Annotated in this window: 12 protein-coding genes; all 12 read left to right on the top strand. The window is 33.5% G+C overall.

The window, feature by feature from the left end; translation table 11 throughout:
* Positions 1–22 precede the first annotated feature (22 nt).
* Positions 23–4,537, top strand: a complete 4,515-nt coding sequence (gene gltB, locus ACSSV5_RS05425) for a glutamate synthase large subunit (RefSeq protein WP_454245076.1) — start codon at positions 23–25, stop codon at positions 4,535–4,537.
* Positions 4,537–5,991 (top strand): glutamate synthase subunit beta, encoded by a 1,455-nt coding sequence (locus ACSSV5_RS05420; RefSeq protein ID WP_454245075.1) that lies wholly within the window; start codon positions 4,537–4,539, stop codon positions 5,989–5,991. The genes gltB and ACSSV5_RS05420 overlap by 1 nt, the downstream gene beginning before the upstream one ends.
* A 254-nt stretch (positions 5,992–6,245) precedes the next feature.
* A complete protein-coding gene (locus ACSSV5_RS05415) occupies positions 6,246–6,908 on the top strand; it encodes an ABC transporter ATP-binding protein (protein ID WP_211065739.1) in 663 nt (220 codons plus the stop codon).
* Positions 6,909–7,673: a TIGR02757 family protein gene (locus tag ACSSV5_RS05410; RefSeq protein ID WP_454245074.1), complete on the top strand. Its 765-nt coding sequence runs from the start codon at positions 6,909–6,911 to the stop codon at positions 7,671–7,673.
* 255 nt (positions 7,674–7,928) lie between these two features.
* Complete coding sequence (locus ACSSV5_RS05405) at positions 7,929–8,819, top strand: helix-turn-helix domain-containing protein (RefSeq protein ID WP_211065737.1); 891 nt, start codon at positions 7,929–7,931, stop codon at positions 8,817–8,819.
* A gap of 522 nt (positions 8,820–9,341) precedes the next feature.
* Positions 9,342–10,382, top strand: a complete 1,041-nt coding sequence (locus ACSSV5_RS05400; protein WP_454245073.1) for an efflux RND transporter periplasmic adaptor subunit — start codon at positions 9,342–9,344, stop codon at positions 10,380–10,382.
* A gap of 39 nt (positions 10,383–10,421) precedes the next feature.
* On the top strand, positions 10,422–13,520 hold the full coding sequence (locus ACSSV5_RS05395; protein ID WP_454245072.1) for an efflux RND transporter permease subunit: 3,099 nt from the start codon (positions 10,422–10,424) through the stop codon (positions 13,518–13,520).
* Between the two features lie 21 nt (positions 13,521–13,541).
* Positions 13,542–14,882: a TolC family protein gene (locus ACSSV5_RS05390; RefSeq protein ID WP_454245071.1), complete on the top strand. Its 1,341-nt coding sequence runs from the start codon at positions 13,542–13,544 to the stop codon at positions 14,880–14,882.
* Between the two features lie 450 nt (positions 14,883–15,332).
* Positions 15,333–15,917: a TetR/AcrR family transcriptional regulator gene (locus ACSSV5_RS05385; protein WP_454245070.1), complete on the top strand. Its 585-nt coding sequence runs from the start codon at positions 15,333–15,335 to the stop codon at positions 15,915–15,917.
* A 71-nt stretch (positions 15,918–15,988) separates the two neighbouring features.
* A complete protein-coding gene (locus tag ACSSV5_RS05380) occupies positions 15,989–16,789 on the top strand; it encodes a 1-acyl-sn-glycerol-3-phosphate acyltransferase (protein ID WP_454245069.1) in 801 nt (266 codons plus the stop codon).
* Between the two features lie 12 nt (positions 16,790–16,801).
* Complete coding sequence (locus tag ACSSV5_RS05375; RefSeq protein ID WP_454245068.1) at positions 16,802–17,491, top strand: glycosyltransferase family 2 protein; 690 nt, start codon at positions 16,802–16,804, stop codon at positions 17,489–17,491.
* A 22-nt stretch (positions 17,492–17,513) separates the two neighbouring features.
* A complete protein-coding gene (locus ACSSV5_RS05370) occupies positions 17,514–18,395 on the top strand; it encodes a patatin-like phospholipase family protein (RefSeq protein ID WP_454245067.1) in 882 nt (293 codons plus the stop codon).
* The last annotated feature ends 311 nt before the right edge of the window (positions 18,396–18,706 follow it).

Raw genomic sequence — 18,706 nt, 5'->3', positions numbered from 1 at the left:
AACATTAAAGTTAGCATTATAAATGAAAAATAATTCTTTATATAAACCTGAATATGAACATGATGCCTGTGGTATTGGCTCAATTGTTAATGTTGATGGCAAACAAAACCACAAAACCATAGCAGATGCACTCACAATGCTAGAAAATATGGAGCATCGTGGCGGAACTGGAGCTGACCCAGAAACAGGTGATGGTGCAGGTATTTTAATTCAAATTAACCACAATCTTAAAAAACTTCTTTTAGAAGATGCTAATTTAAAAGGTAATCCTGAAAAATTTTTAGGTATTGGAATGTTATTTTTACCTAAAATAAAATCAGTAGCCGATAAGTGTTTAGATCTTTTAGAAAAAAATGCACGAGATCTAAATCTTGAAATATTAGGCTACAGAAAAGTTCCCGTTGATTCAAAAATCCCTGGTGTCGGTGCTAAACCTGTTGAACCTTTAATAAAACAGGTATTTATTCAAGCAAAAGGTGATTTAACTGAAATTGAGTTAGAGCGTAAACTATTTGTCTTAAGAAACTACACATCTCATTATATAGGTAATGAGATTAAAGCCAACAACAAAGCCTTTTACGTTTGTAGTTTGTCTTGTCGCAGTCTTATTTATAAAGGTCAACTCAGAACCAATCAGCTTAGACATTATTATGAAGACTTACAAAATCCCAAATTTAAAAGTGCTTTTGCTATTGTGCATTCTAGATTTTCGACTAATACTTTTCCGAACTGGAAATTGGCTCAACCCTTTCATTTTATAGCCCATAATGGCGAAATCAACACCATCCGTGGCAATGTTACTAAAATGAAATCTAAAGAAGCTAACTTTAAATCTAAAGTCTTTAGCGATGACGAGCTTCAAAAACTATTACCCGTAACCAATCCAGAACATTCAGACTCAGCTAATCTTGACGCCATTATAGAGATGTTAGTGCTTGAAGGCAGACCTCTTGAACATGTCATGATGATGATTGTTCCTGAAGCTTGGCAAGATAATAAGTCAATTGACAAAGAACGAAAAGCCTTTTATAAATATCACGCCTCGCTTATGGAACCTTGGGATGGTCCAGCAGCCTTAATTTTTACAGATGGCAAACGTCTATGTGCTACTTTAGATAGAAACGGGCTTCGTCCTGCACGTTATTGCGTGACATCAGACAATCGATTGATTTTATCCTCAGAAGCTGGTGCTCTACCTATAAAATCAAAAGACATTATTAAAAAAGGGAGACTTCAACCTGGTCGTATGATTTTGGCAGATTTGAATCAAAAAAAGATTTTATATGATGATGAAATTAAAAATAATATTGTAAAAGATAAACCATATTATCAGTGGATCATCAACCAAAGAATAAAACTCAGACTACAACCCAAACCACAATTTGACAGAAAACGGCTTTCTGATAAATCGCTTTTAAAACGTCAACGGGCTTATGGCTATACTTCTGAAGAACTCAAAGTTATTTTATCAGATATGGCCGAACGTGCCACTGAACCAATTGGCTCAATGGGTGCAGATACGCCTTTAGCCATTTTAAGTAAGCAAAGTCAGCACATAGCAAATTATTTTAAACAGCTTTTTGCTCAAGTGAGCAATCCGCCAATTGACCCGATTAGAGAACGTATGGTCATGTCACTTTTTACTCGGGTTGGTGAAAGTTTAAATATTTTAGATGAAACCGAATTACATACCAAGCAAATCCATATTTCTCAACCAGTCTTAACCGACGCTGATATTGAAAAATTTAAACATCTGAAATCTAAAGGTTTTGATTACGCATTTATCAAAGCTGTTTTCCAAGCGGATAACCAACCTGGTCGATTGAAACAAGGTTTAGATGCCATCTGCCTCGAAGCTGAAAAAGCTACACTCGATGGCAAAAAAGTCTTGATCATTTCTGATAAAGGCATCGACAAAAACACTGCACCAATTCCGTCTTTACTGGCTACTGGTGCCATACATCAACATTTGGTTCGAAAAAACTTAAGAACACAAACAGGACTCGTTGTGGAATCTGGTGATACGCGAGAAACTCACCATTTTGCCACCTTAATTGGATATGGAGCAAGTGCCGTTAATCCTTATTTAGCCATTCGTTCAATTGAAAATTTACACGATAAAGGAAAACTTAAATCTGGTTTATCTAAAGAAAAAGCTATTGAGAATTATCAAAAGGCTATTGGTTATGGACTTCTTAAGATTTTATCTAAAATGGGTATCAGTACCCTGCAATCTTATCAAAGTGCACAGATTTTTGAAGCACTTGGATTACATTCAACTGTTATTGAAAAGTGTTTTACAGGCACCATTTCAAGAATAGACGGTATTGATTTTGACGGCTTAGCTAAGGAAGTTTTAGTTAGACACAGACACGCCTTCCCAACTCATAAACAAACCAATCAAAAATTAGAAGTTGGTGGTGTTTACCAATGGAAGCAACGCGGAGAAAAACATTTGTTTAATCCAGAAACCATTCATTTGCTTCAACACTCTACACGAACAGATGATTTTTCACTTTACAAAAAATTTGCTCATAAAATCAATGACCAACTCAAGGACAATTTGACCTTAAGGGGTTTGTTTGAATTTAAAAAAAGAACACCTATTCCCATAGCTGAAGTCGAACCCGCCGAAAACATTATGAAACGCTTTGCCACAGGTGCCATGTCTTTTGGTTCTATTTCGCATGAAGCCCATTCTACACTGGCCATTGCTATGAACCGTATTGGAGCAAAAAGCAACAGCGGTGAAGGTGGCGAAGATGAAGCCAGATTTGAAGTCAAGCCCAACGGCGATTGGGAGCGTTCTGCCATTAAGCAAGTCGCTTCAGGACGATTTGGCGTAACCAGTTATTATCTCGCCAACGCTGACGAACTTCAAATTAAAATGGCACAAGGCGCAAAACCTGGCGAAGGTGGACAGCTGCCAGGTCACAAAGTTGATGAATGGATTGGTCGGGTTAGACATTCCACACCAGGTGTAGGTTTGATTTCTCCACCACCGCATCACGATATTTATTCTATTGAAGATTTAGCTCAACTTATTTTTGATTTAAAAAATGCCAATCGACATGCTCGTGTGAATGTTAAATTGGTTTCACAAGCTGGTGTTGGCACAGTTGCCGCAGGCGTTTCTAAAGCCAACGCCGATGTCGTCTTGATTTCTGGTGCCGATGGCGGTACAGGAGCTTCTCCTTTAACTTCTATTAGACACGCGGGTTTACCTTGGGAATTAGGCTTATCTGAAGCACATCAAACCTTAGTTAAAAATAACCTGAGAAGTCGAATTACCGTTCAAGCCGATGGTCAAATTAGAACAGGAAGAGACCTCGCTATAGCAACCTTACTTGGCGCTGAAGAATGGGGAATTTCTACAGCGACTTTGGTAGTTGAAGGTTGTATTATGATGCGTAAATGCCATACCAATACTTGTCCGGTAGGCGTAGCTACTCAAAACCCAGAACTGCGTAAACTCTTTACAGGTAATCCTGACCATGTAGTAAATTATTTTAAATTTTTAGCTCAAGATTTAAGAGAAATCATGGCACAACTTGGCTTTAGGACCATCAATGATATGGTTGGTCATTCTGAAGTTATGAAAGTGAGAAAAGATGTACCGTTTTGGAAACTCAAAGATTTAGACTTAAGTCCAATTTTATATCAGGAACATATTCCAGAACAAATCGGGGTTTACAAACAAATTGAACAAGATTATGAAATGGATGAGGTTTTGGACTGGAAACTCTTAGAAAAAGCCAAGCCCGTTTTTGAAAATCTTCAACCTTTAAAAGCCGAATTTGATATCATCAATATCAATCGTTCCGTAGGTGCTATTTTATCTCATGAAGTTAGTAAGAAATTTAAAGCCAAAGGACTTGATGACGATACTTTACATTATAAATTTAGTGGATCTGCTGGTCAAAGTTTTGGCGCATTCTTGGCAAAAGGTATCACTTTTGAAGTTTCGGGTGAGTCTAATGACTACTTCGGAAAAGGCTTATCTGGCGGCAAACTCATTATTTATCCGCCTGAAAATTCCACCTTTAAAGCTGATGAAAATATTTTAATCGGCAATGTGGCATTTTATGGTGCAACTTCTGGTGAAGCATACATCAATGGCATGGCTGGTGAGCGTTTTGGCGTTCGAAACTCCGGTGTAAAAGCCGTTGTAGAAGGTGTTGGCGACCACGCATGCGAATATATGACAGGTGGTCGTATTGTGGTTTTAGGACAAACTGGACAAAACTTTGCCGCTGGAATGAGTGGCGGAATCGCTTATGTTTTAGACGATGATGACAGTTTCGAAAATAAATGTAATAAAGGATTGGTTGGATTAGAACAACCAAAAGATAAAGATTTTGAAGAGCTTAAGGAATTGATTAAAAATCATTATCAATTTACCAAGAGTGAAAAAGCAAAATATATTTTAGACCATTTTGAAAACTTTAAACTCAAATTTATTAAGGTTATACCACACGACTTCAAAAGAATTTTAGAATCAAAAAAGGAAAAGAGACAGGAAAAAATAGTAGCCTAATGAAAGAACAAGACGGATTTTTAAAATACGATAGAGAATTACCAGAAACAAGACCGCCAGAAGTACGGGTTGGTGATTTTAAAGAAATTTATAAAGAATTCCCTGTAGAAAAAACCAAAACCCAAGCGGCAAGATGTATGGATTGTGGTGTGCCGTTTTGCCATTCGGGTTGTCCTCTTGGCAACATCATACCCGAGTTTAATGAAGCAGTGCACGAAGAAAATTGGGAAGAAGCCACTTCAATTTTATATTCAACTAATAATTTCCCTGAATTTACAGGCAGAATTTGCCCAGCACCATGTGAAACCAGCTGTGTTTTAGGGATTAACAAACCACCCGTGGCGATAGAACATATTGAGAAAACCATAGCTGAAAAAGCACATGAATTAGGTTTCATCAAAGTCGATCCGCCTGAGCAACGCACGGATAAAAAAATAGCAATTATCGGTTCAGGTCCTGCAGGTTTAGCTGTCGCTGACCAACTCAACAAAGCTGGACATTGGGTAACGGTTTTTGAACGAGAATCTAATATAGGTGGACTTTTGCGCTACGGTATTCCCGATTTTAAACTCGAAAAATGGGTGGTCGAGCGTCGCATAAAAATTATGGACGATGAAGGTGTTCGTTTTAAAGTAAATGCTGAAGTAGGTAAAAACATCAACCCTGACGAGCTTAAAGAAGATTTTGATGCCATTGTCATTTGCACAGGATCAACAGTGCCAAGAGATTTGCCCATTCCTGGTAGAGATTTAGAAGGGATTCATTTTGCTATGGATTTTTTAACTCAGCAAAATAAAAAAGTCTCAGGACAAGATATTGAAGACCAAATCTCAGCAAAAGGTAAAAATGTAGTAGTTATTGGAGGTGGTGATACAGGTTCAGATTGTATTGGTACATCGCATCGACAATCTGCAGCTACGGTATTGCAATTAGAACTTATGCCTAAACCACCTAATAGCCGAACAGAACAAGATCCTTGGCCAAATTGGCCAATGACACTCAGAACTTCATCCTCTCACGAAGAAGGTGGCGAGCGCCAGTGGAGTGTGTTGACTAAGGAATTTATAGGCGAAAAAGGCAAGCTAACACATATCAAACTTGTGGATATTGAATGGGTGAATCAAGCTGGTCGCCAACAAATGCAAGAAATTGAAGGCACAGAACGCCTTATTCCCTGTGAACTTGCATTATTAGCTATTGGTTTTACTCAGCCAGAAAATCAACTTTTAAAAAGTTTAGATGTTGAGCAAACTCAAGCTGGAACGGTTAAAGCTAAGTCTTATCAAACCTCAAATCCATCAATATTTGCTGCTGGTGACGCACGCCGCGGGCAATCTCTTGTGGTTTGGGCCATTTCAGAAGGTCGAGAAGCCGCCAGAGAAGTGGATCAATATTTGATGGGAGAAACCGAACTACCCTCTAAAAATGATTCTTACGTGAGTTTAGAAGTATAAAATTGTTTGTTTGAAGTTGACCAAATTGGTGATTTAGATTTTACAAATCATTATAAGTATTTGTATTTTAAAAACCACTTATACAAGGATGAGTTCAAAATTATTCGTGCATTCGTGGCTCAAGAGAATTATCATTGAAAATCTTTAATAGAATTATTAACCTAATTGAACTTAATTATTCCACAGTTTATTTTATTAATACATCTAAAATTTTACTTTCAAAAATTGTATTTTCGTCGTTCATTAGTCAAAATATGATTCAAGCAAAACATATTAATAAACATTACGGTGACTTAAAAGTCCTTGATGATGTGTCAATTGATATCAAAAAAGGTGAAATAGTTTCTATTGTAGGTTCTTCAGGAGCTGGTAAAACTACGCTCTTGCAAATTGTTGGAACCCTTGAGAAAGCTGATAAAAATGCAAATACAATCATTAAAATTAACGATGTAGATGTGGCTAAACTTAAAAACAAAGCTTTGGCTAAATTTAGAAATCAAAATATTGGATTTATTTTTCAGTTCCATCAATTGTTACCCGAATTTACTGCACTTGAAAATGTTTGTATCCCAGCGTTTATCAATAAAATATCCAAAAAAGAAGCCGAACACAAAGCCACAGAACTTTTAGAGTTTTTAAATCTTAAAAACCGTATTCATCACAAACCTAGCGAACTCAGTGGTGGCGAGCAACAACGCGTTGCCGTAGCGAGAGCACTCATTAATAATCCGTCGGTGATTTTAGCCGATGAACCTTCTGGTAACCTCGATTCTGTTACTGCAGAGCAATTACACAACCTCTTTTTTGATTTGCGTGAGGAATTTAACCAAACCTTTGTGATTGTCACTCATAACAAAGGACTAGCGGATATGGCTGATAGAAAATTAGAAATGAAAGATGGGCAAATCATTAGATAGATGAACCATTCTGAACTTAAAGCTTTTCTCGACCATAAAGTTGAAACATATAATACGGTTGATTTTATTAAAGACGATCCGATTCAAATTCCACACCGATTTTCTCAAAAACAGGATATTGAAATCAGTGGATTTTTAATTGCAACCATAGCTTGGGGCAATCGAAAAAGTATTTTGAACAGCGGAGAAAGACTACTAAAAATTATGGGGAATTCGCCTTATGACTTTATCAAAAATCACAGTAAATCTGATTTAAAAGCTTGTAACGGATTTGTGCACAGAACCTTTAATGCTGAAGATTTACAGTATTTTTTTACCGCATTAAAAGCCTTGTATCAAAAATATAATAGTTTAGAAGACATCTTTGTCAAGCATCAAGTCGATGATGATTTGCAAACTGCCATTCATCATTTCAAAAGAGAATTTATGGCTTTTGGTTGCTTAGAACGCACCAAAAAACACATCAGTGATCCTTTAAAAAATTCAGCAGCCAAACGCCTCAACATGATGTTGCGTTGGTTTGTAAGACAAGATAAAAATGGAGTTGACTTTGGGATTTGGCAAAACCTCTCTCCTGCTCTATTGTCTTGTCCTTTAGATGTGCATACGGCGAGAGTCGCTCGAAAGTTAGGATTATTAAAACGGAAACAAAACGATGCTAAAGCTGTAAAAGAATTAGACAAAAACTTAAGAAAACTCGATATCAAAGATCCAGTTAAATACGATTTTGCTTTATTTGGGCTTGGAGTGTATGAGCATTTTTAAAGTAAATGACACGAGTTTGATATAGATATTAGGAAAAACTCTCTAATGCAAATCAATAGTAAAATAATGATATCCTACCGGCTAAACCTTGAAATTATTGAAAATAAATTGTCAGCTTAAATCGAACTCACATTAAATTAAATAAAAAAGTTGCAACCAATCATACACCAGTTAGCATGTATAAGATTTTTAGACCTATGCATTAATTGGTTTGAAAATATACTATATTTGGAGAGATGATTATTTCTGTTAATGTTGGAAAATAAACAAATTAAAAAACATACAATATACGACATCATTGAAATTCTTGGAGAAAAACCACAGCATGAAGGTTTACATATCCATACTTCAAAAAATAAATTTAAAGAAGTTCCTTTATCATATCCATTTAGGTTTGATAATTACGCTGTTTTGTTGGTTGTTTCTGGAAAGATAAAATTACAACTCAACATTCTAAAGTATGAAGTACAAAAAAACGAAATCATTGTTATCGTTCCCAATACAGTTACTCATATTTTAGAAATAAGCCAAGAACTTGAAGTTATTGAGATTAGCTTTACGCTAGATTTTTTATTAAAAAATGTCTTTAATAAAACCGAAATAGAGGTTTTTAATTTTTTAATAGCTAAAAATATATTCAAGCTTGTTCTTAACAAAAAAGAATTGAGCATTTTCAAAACCATCACAAAATTTCTCCAAGGAAAAATGGATGATGCTTTTTATTATAAAGATGAAATCATCCTGCACACTTTTAATCTTTTAATGTATGAATTGGCAACAATTTATAAAAAACAAATTACCACTTACAAAACATCATTATCAAGACAAGAAGAGTTGACCCTTCGATTTTTTAGAATACTTGAAGAGAATTTTAAAAGTGAGAGAACAGTACAATTTTATGCCGATATTTTATGCGTAACCTCAGGACACTTATCAAAAGTATTAAAAAAGGTTTCAGGCAAAACAGCCTCGCAATTAATTGATGAAGTAGTAACTATAGAAGCTCGAAACCTATTGGCCAACTCATCTCTCACCATAGCTCAAATAGCAGATGAGCTTCAGTTTAGTGATCAATCGTCTTTTGGTAAATATTTCAAAAAAAACACAGGCATTTCTCCCTCGGCATACAGAAAAAATTTAACTTAGTTCAAGTGAGATTGATGTTCTTTTCTGGCTTATACCATCCTAACATAAATCAAAAAGGATTTTAATCGTTTGTGATATTATGGAGAATGCACCTGTTAAAATATGAAGTTGAAATATTTAAAGCAGAGTTATTCACGATTCCAAAAAAGGACGGTTTTGTTAGAAATCTATTATTCACAAAAGCAGAACCCGAGTGATGGCTTCAGGTATGGATTTTGCTTTGTTTTCAATTCCAGTGTGGTTTTTTAGCCCATAAAACATACTAACCAAGAAGATAAAACCTTTTTTAGACCAATACTATTTATTCTTATATAACACATCAATGCATTGTTATACAGTGTTTTAATATTTTTTTTGATACGATATAATATAATAGAAAAATTCATAAATATCAAAAAATCCCTTATTTAAACCAATTTAAGCATACTTAAGACCTTTTCTAAACAAAATAAGTACATCACCTTTGTCTCCATTATTATATACCGAAAATATTAATAGTAAAACGCTAAACAGAATTTAATTATGAATATTATTTTAAACCGAGTTTTACCTGCAGTTGTCCTAATACTTATGTTAGGTTGTTCAGAAAAAAAAGAAACAACCAATACCAATGCAACAAAAGCGAGCTATAAAGTAAATATTTTTCAAGTAAAGGGAGATACTATAGGTAATCAGCTTAGTTATAATGGTACTGTAGAACCTAAGGTGTCCACTCCATTGAGTTTTTTGCTTCCAGGTGAAGTAACTTCCATTATGGTGGAAGAAGGAGATTGGGTAAAAAAAGGACAAATATTGGCTCAAATAGACAACAGTTCTCCACTGAACACCTATAACGGCACCTTGGCAGCCTTAAATCAAGCCAAAGATGCCTATGCAAGGCTAAAATCGGTTTACGACAAGGGCAGTCTTCCTGAAATTCAAATGCAGGATGCCATATCAAAATTAGATCAGGCAAAATCGGCTAATCTTGTGGCTCTGCGAAATCTGGAAAACTGCACCTTACGAGCACCATCATCAGGATTCATTGGCACTAGAAATGTTGAAGTGGGTTCAGCTTCTATTCCTGGAACCCCCATTTTTAATCTAGTGTCGCTAAACGAGGTCTATGTAAGGATATCTGTACCAGAAAATGAGATCAATTCTATAAAAAAAAACCAAAAAGCTTCCGTTATCATTCCTGCTTTAGGAAGCAAAGTATTTATGGGAAATATAGAAAAAGTAAGTGTAATAGCTAACAGATTGTCCAAAACCTACGAGGTGAAAATTCTTATTTCAAACAAGGATCTTTTAATAAAATCAGGAATGGCTTGTGACGTTAATATCAATTTAATGCCGTCTGAAGGAAAATTGACAATCCCATATAGAGCGGTAATTAAAGATGAAAATGGTAAAAATTATGTGTTTAAGGTCAACCCAGAATCTAAAAATGTCTCAAAACAATTGGTTGAGCTTGGTTCTTTTGAAAACAACCAAATTGAAGTAGTATCAGGACTTTTAAAGGGAGATATTATAGTTACTGAAGGGCAGCACAAATTGACTGACAATGATAAAGTTAGTTACTAAATTTTCCACACTGTGTTTTAATTGTATAAGTACATTTTTATGAAAAAAGGAATGAATATTATTGAAGCTGCTATGAAGCATTACCAAATTGTGGTTTCCATAGTGGTTGTATTTATGATCTTGGGTGCTATAGGTTTAAAAAATATGCCAAGACGAGAATATCCCGAGTTTACTGTACGCCAAGGTTTGGTTATTGGTGTTTATCCCGGGTTTACCTCATTAGAAGTTGAAGAACGACTCACTAAAGTTGTTGAAGATTATATATTTGGTTATGAAGAAGTGAACAAGTCAAAAACCTATTCACAATCCAAAGAAGGGCAAATGATCATTTATGTTGAATTGAACCCCAATGTTAAAAATGCGGATAAGTTTTGGTCAAAATTAAGACACGGCCTTAACGAGTTACAAGTCCCCACGGGTGTTCTGGCACTTATTGGAACAAATGATTTTGGAGACACCTCTGCACTGTTGATTACCATGTCATCCAATCATAAAAGCTATCGAGAACTTGGTGAGATCATGGATAATTTGGAAGCTGAAATCAGAAAAATACCTGCTGTTTCAAAAATAAAGACATTCGGCGAACAAAAAGAAGAAATTTACGTATATATAAAGCCCGAAAAGCTAAAAGAGTTTAACCTAAAGCCAACAATGGTTTTGGCTTCATTCCAACTACAAGAATCCATCAATTATTCTGGCACCTTAGATAATGGTGATTTAGATTTACCAATCCACTTACCGCCTAGATTTGAATCAGAAGAAGATTTAGAAGAACAAATAGTATATTCAGATCCTCAGGGTAATATTATACGTTTAAAAGATGTTGCCTACATAGAAAGACGTTATGAAAAGCCAGAGAACTTTATAAAAAATAACGGTACAAACGCATTATTGCTTTCGTTAGAAATGCAAAAAGGGAACAACATCGTGTATTTTGGAGAAGACGTTCAAGAAGTGCTAACTAAATTTTCAGAAAAATTAGGGAGTGACGTCCAACTAAATACCATATCAAATTTACCAGAAGTGGTAGATGATTCCATATCCCATTTTTTAGTGGAATTTATGATAGCAATCATTGCAGTCATTATTGTTACCATGTTGCTCTTGCCCTTTAGAGTGGCAGCTGTAGCAGCCGTATCAATACCAATTTCCATTTTAATTACTATTGGAATTATGCAAATGGTAGGGCTTCAATTGCATATTGTATCATTGGCAGCTTTAATTGTCGTGTTGGGCATGGTAGTAGATAATGCTATTGTGGTAATAGACAGCCATGTAGAAAAGTTGGATCATGGTGAAAAACCTTGGGATGCCGCTTGGAAAGCCGCTACAGAGTTGTTTATACCTGTGTTAACAGCTTCTGCCGCAATTTGTACCGCATTTTTCCCACTATTATTTTTCTTAACAGGCATTGCCAAGGATTTTGCAGGAAGTTTACCTATTACTATTGGCATTGCATTAAGTATATCAATGCTTGTCGCTGTATTATTAATCCCCTTTATGGGTTATGTGTTTATAAAAAAAGGGCTTCATCAAGAGGATAAAAACCCTGATGAAAAGCAAAGGAAAAGTTTGTTGGATCTATTGCAAAATCAGTTTGATAAAACACTTTCATATTGTTTTAAAAATCCAAAATTAACCATACTTGCAGGAGTGTTGTCTATAATTGTAGGAATCCTGTTTTTTATGAATGTTGATCAAAAATTGTTTCCTGAAATGGACAGAAAACAATTTGCCATAGAGGTTTATTTGCCAGAAGGCTCCTCTATTTCCAAAACAGAAAGCGTTATAGACAGTTTAGAAACCATATTAAGCAAAGACAAACGCATTACTAACATTGCCAGTTTTATAGGTAACGGTTCTCCAAGGTTTAACGCTTTGTACGCACCGCATTTACCAGCAAAAAACTATGGGCAACTCTTACTAAATACTATATCCAATGAAGCCACAATAGAAATTCTAGATGAATATAGCGTAAAATATAAAGGTACCTTTCCAAAAGCACATATTAAATGGAAACAACTGGCAATGGAGGATTTTAAGGCTCCTATTGAAGTCAGGATTGCCTCCAATAATATAAAAGATTTGAAGACGGTTGGAAACAAAGTAACCTCAATATTAAAAGCTAACGAAGGTTTAGAATGGGTAAGAAGTGACTGGGACGAAAAGAGACAGGGAATTTCTGTGGAACTGAACAGGAATAAAGCAAACCAGTTAGGATACGCAAAATCGTTAGTGGCTTCTTCACTGCTAATTTCATTGGATGGTATGCCTTTAACAACCGTTTGGGAAGACGATTATCCTATTAGTGTGATTCTTTCTAAGGAAGACTATCAAAAAAACAGTATTGATGATTTAGGCAACCAATACATAACATCTTTATTAACACTTGAAACATTACCCTTACGCTCTCTAAGTACTTTAAAACCAGAATGGACAGAAGGCACTATCTCACGAAGAAATGGCGTACGCACCAACACCATAATGGGAGATGTTGTAAGAGGAAGTATAGCCGATAATGTTTTTAGAGAAGTGCGACCTTTAATAGATGCTTTAGAACTTCCTGAAGGAACTGTAATTACCTATGGTGGAGATCATGAGGCAACTATTGAAAACTTTATTCCCATGACTATTTCTTTAGGAGTAAGTATCATTGTCATATTTTTTATTTTGATGTTTCAGTTTAAAACAATTAGAAAAGCATTGCTTATTATGTCAACTATGCTGCTCAGTATTTTTGGAGCAGGCTTAGGCTTGTTGGTAATGAACTATCCATTTAGCTTTACTGCTTTTGTAGGTATAATGGGCCTTGTGGGTATAGTGGTAAGAAACGGCATTATACTTATAGACTACGCAAGTCAGTTAGTACATAAGCATGGGATGTCTTACGAAGAAGCTGGTCTGGCAGCAGGCAAGCGTAGAATGCGTCCTATTTTTCTAACCTCTTCAGCAGCAGCAGTTGGTGTAATACCAATGATTCTAAGCGGCTCGTCCTTGTGGGGACCATTGGGTACTGTCATTTGTTTTGGCTTACTTACAGGTATGGCACTTACCCTATTGGTTTTACCAGTACTGTATTGGAAATCCATAGGTCGTTCAGAAGAAAGAAAATCAGCAAAAGCATTAAAAAATGATTAATATTTTAAAAAAAAGAACAAAATGAAAAAATTAAGTATTGTAGCGATATTATTGTTTTTTGGTGCGACTTCAATTGCTCAAACACTTACATTAAATGCTTGTAAAGAATTGGCTCTAGAAAACAATAAGCGTTTAAAAGAGTCACAATTAAAATTGGAAGCTTCTGGAAAGGTTAGAAAAAATGCTTTTACCAAATATTTTCCAACGGTAAGTGCTTCTGCCTTTGCATTTAAATCGTCCAAGAATTTTTTGGACATAAAAACCGATGCTATGGATTTACCTGTTTATGATGGTAATCCCGCCCATTTAGAAACAGCCACACAATTTGCGTATGTGCCACCCATTAACATACAAACCTTAGATTATGCAAATACAGCTATGGTAACAGCTGTACAACCTTTATATGCAGGTGGACGTATCAGAACTGGAAATAAATTGGCAGAAGTGAATGAAGATGTTACCCAATACCAATATAACTTAACCAAATCTGAAATACTAGTGACCACTGAAGACTATTATTGGAATTTGGTGGCCTTAAATGAAAAAACAATAACGCTTAGGAACTATGAAAAACTCTTAAAAGAACTGCTTAAAGAAGTGGGTGATTTTTATGATGCTGGTTTGGTCAAAAAAAGCGACCTGTTAAAAGTACAATTAGAGCTCAATAAAGTTGAAGGAAATAAGTTAAAACTCAACAATGGAATCGATATTTTAAAAATGACATTTTCTCAACACCTTGGCATACCATACACCGAAAATTTTAATGTTATAGATTCTATAACAACTATATTACCTCCTCAAAATTATTATACAGAAACAGATTTAGCATTAAAAAACAGAGAAGAATATAAAATGCTTAACAAAGCTGTTGAAGCTGAAGAATTGCAAAAGAAAATGACCAATGGGGAATTGTTACCTCAGTTAGCTGTTGGAGTTGGAGGCATGTACTTAGATATGATTGATCAGGATAACACATACGGATTGGTATTTGCAACCTTATCTATTCCCATTTCAGATTGGTGGGGAGGAACCTACAAGAAGCAAGAGCATGAAATTAAGATGGAGATTGCAAAAAATAGCTTAAAGCAAAATTCTGAACTATTGCAACTGCAAATGTCAAAAGCTTATAGAGATTTAACAGAAAGCTATAAACAAATTGATATTGCCCAAACATCCGTGAGTCAAGCTGTAGAACACCAAAAAGAAATGGAAAACAATTATGATGCAGGCTTAACCAGTTTATCAGATTTATTAGAAGCCAGAGCTATAGCCCAAGAAGCAAAAGATGCCTTAATAGATGCTAAGGCAAAGTACAAAATCAATATAGCCAATTACTTAAAGTCCATAGGGGAAAAACGTTGATAGCAATCCCTCATAGACTCATAGAAACTTCAGTCCCTCGGCTAACTTAAAATTGAGTAGATTTAGGATTGAAAATTAAAATGATGAATAAAATATAAATAACTGATTTACAGTAATATAATTTTACGTTAGCCAGAATTTGTTATAAGGCGGGACAGACATAAGATATATACAAAAGTTTTTGGGCCATAGCAGTATCAAAACGACTACAGTTTATACTCATATTAGTCAAAAAAGCACTAAAAAGATAGAAAGTCCATTAGATAAAATGGCAAAAAAGTATAAAAACAAGTCTAAAAATTAAAAAAGTGGTGTATTTTTGTGGATATATACTAGTTCTCTGCAAGCAAGACTGACGAAAATCACCCACAAAATAATATTAAAAAAAACTACAAATTATAATTTATATATTTGCAGAATGAAATACTTAATTGGTCGAATAGTCTAAATATGAAAAAAGATAAAATCATTATTCAGGAGATATTATTTTCAGCTCAACAACTTCTTGTAAAGTTTGGTATTGAAAAAACAACAATGGCAGATATTGCAAAAAATGCTGGAAAAGGCAAAAGCACTTTATATCATTATTTTAAGAGCAAAGATGAAATTTTTAATCAAGTAATTCAAATGGAGATGGACACCCTTTTTCAAAAGGTCAAGAAAGCTATTGAAAGTAAAAATAATTGTAATGATAAATTAAAAGAATACATTTTAATCAAAATTAAAACTTTAAAAGAAAAAAGAAACTTATATCGTTTCGCAATCGAAACAGATACCAATTCAATAAATAAATATATCACATTATTAAAAAACAGATACGATAAAAAAGAAAAAGAAATTTTAAATAATATATTAGTTCAAGGAGTTGATAACAATATATTAGCAATTGACAATGAGCGCATTGAGCCATTATCAGAACTAATAGTTTCTTGCATTAGGGGTATTGAATTTGATATTTTAACAAAGAACAAAATTAACAAACTATTCAGTCAAGCAGATTTCTTAGCGAATATTTTAATAAAAGGACTTAGCTAAAAATTTTTAATAAAAAAATAGACCATAAAACGTTTTTAGTCCATAAGTATTATGTAAACATCAAATATCTAATGAAATATATTAACATCGAAAATATTGTTAAAAAAAACAACTCAAAACTGTTAAAAAGTATTCCAAATTTTGGTGTCAAAATAATTGGTAAAATAATAAAACAAGATGAAATTAATGAAATACTATCAGAATTTAAAGAATATGAAGGTATCCCATTTTTAGAAAAAATAATTGAAAAATTGAATATAAATGTTGAAATTGAAGGGATTGAAAATCTATCAGATAACCAAAGAGCATTTTTTGTTGCAAATCACCCATTTGGAATATTAGATGGTCTAATAATTACAAGTATTGTAGGGAAAAAATACGGAGCTTTAAAAGCAATCGGAAATGATGCTTTTATGCATATTCCACAATTAAAACCTCTTATTGTTAATGTTAGTGTTTTTGACAAAAGCCCAAGAGAATACTATATTGAACTAAATAAGATATACGCTTCAAATGTTCCAATAACTCATTTTCCAGCAGGTTTTGTATCGAGAATTAGTAAAGGGGAAATTCGTGATAAACAATGGGAAAAGAGTTTTATAAAAAAAGCTGTTTCCAATCAAAGAAATGTTGTTCCAATGCGATTTTACGGCAAAAATTCAAATCTGTTTTACACTATATTTTTATTGCGGAAAATACTACATATTAAAACAAATATTGAACTTATTCTTTTGCCGAGAGAACTGTTCAGAAAACAAAATAAAACAATTAAAGTAAAAATAATGAAACCTATTTCTTATATGTCTTTTGATAAATCAAAAAGTCATTTAGAATGGGCGAAAAAAATAAAAAATCAAGTATATAATAATTAATAATTCAATATTATGAAAAAAACAACAGCAATAATTTGTGTTTATAACGAACAAGACACAGTAGGAAATGTAATTATTTCAACTTCAAAAGAGCAATTTATCAATGAAATTGTCGTGGTAAATGATGGTTCTACGGACAACTCAAAAAGTATTATTGATAAACTAAAAAATGAATATAATCTAAATGTTATTCATTTTGACAAAAACAAAGGAAAAGGTTATGCAATGGCAGTTGGTGTTGAAAATGCTAAACACGATATTGTGATATTCATAGATGCCGATCAAACAAGTATTAAACCAAATTACACATCCGGATTAATACTACCATTAGTAAATGATGAATGTGGAATGATTTTAGGGTATTCAATAGTCAATATTTTGACAAAAGATATAAATCCATTGAAAATACTAACAGGTGAACGAGCTTTATTTAAAAAGGATATTTTACCAATTATTGACAAAATTAAAGAATCAAGATTTGGTGTAGAAACTTTATTATATTTCTACTATATTTCGATTGGAAAATCAATTAAATTTATTGTATTACCAGAATTAAAACATAGAGATAAATTCAAAAAAGCATCGTTTAAGGAAGCAACAACCAATTATATTGGTGAAGGTTGGGAAATTCTTAGTACTGCAATAAAAAATTATGATTTAGTTTTGAAATCTATACAAAAGCAAATTAAAATAAGTAAGTAGAAAAAATATAAACTTAATAAATATGTCAAATAAAAACGTAGCCTTAGTGTTATCAAGTGGTGGTTCAAAGGGTCTTGCTCATATTGGTGTAATAAATGAATTGGAGAGACAAGGATTTACAATAACATCAGTTACAGGGTCATCAATAGGCTCTGTAATTGGCGGTTTATATGCAATGGGAAAATTACCTGAATACATTGATTGGGTAAAAACATTAGATAAAAAGAAAATATGGGGTTTAATGGATTTTACATTTTCCAAAAATGGATTACTAAAAGGAGAACGAGTTTTTAGTACAATGCAATCCTTTATCCCTGATGAACCCATTGAAAATATGCAAATACCTTTTTCAGCAGTTGCTACTGACATTATTAATGAAAAAGAAGTTGTTTTTAGTTCAGGGAGTTTTTATGAAGCTATTCGGGCATCAATTGCAATACCAACAGCAATTAAACCTGTAAAATATAAAGACACTTTTTTAGTAGATGGCGGTGTTTTATGTCCTATTCCAATTGAATATGTAAAACGAAATAAAGATGATATTTTAGTAGTAGTTAATTTGTATGGAACAAAAAAAGAGAAAACCGTAATAAAAGAATTGAATACTAAGTCTCAAAATTATTTTTACAAAAAATACAATGATTATTTAAATAGCATAAGTAAACTAATTACTTCGGGAGATAAAAATAGTTTAAGCTATTTTTCATTATTAAATGCAACAACTTTCGCAATGGTTCACAAGTTATCTAAATTAACTATTGATAAACATAAACCAGATATTGTAATAAATATCCCAACAAATTCAGCTAATACTTTTGATTTTCATAAAGCAACTGAACTAATCAAATTAGGTGAAAATGCAGCAAAAGTAGAAATAGATTTGTTTTTAGGAAATAATAGTTGATGAAATAAATATACACGAAATAGAATGTAAATAGGGTTGAAATATTAAAAGCCAGCAGAGAACAATGTATAAACGTAATAGCGGGTTTTGTGATAAACTCAAAGTTTGTACCTTTGAACAAAGTTTAGTGATAGACTGAAAGTTAAATCCTTTAAAGTCCGCTACTACCCTTATACCAAACGTTGTGCGGCAGCATAAAAAAAATTCTGCTACATAAAATACTTCGATTTCTAAAAGATTTTTTATCTTTAGAAAATGAGAAAATTAAGACTATATTTTGACACTTCTGTTTTTGGTGGAGTTTATGACGT

The sequence above is a fragment of the Psychroflexus sp. MBR-150 genome (assembly GCF_053628795.1).
Note: the sequence above shows the minus strand (reverse complement) of the source record. Positions and strands in the feature narration are given on the sequence as shown.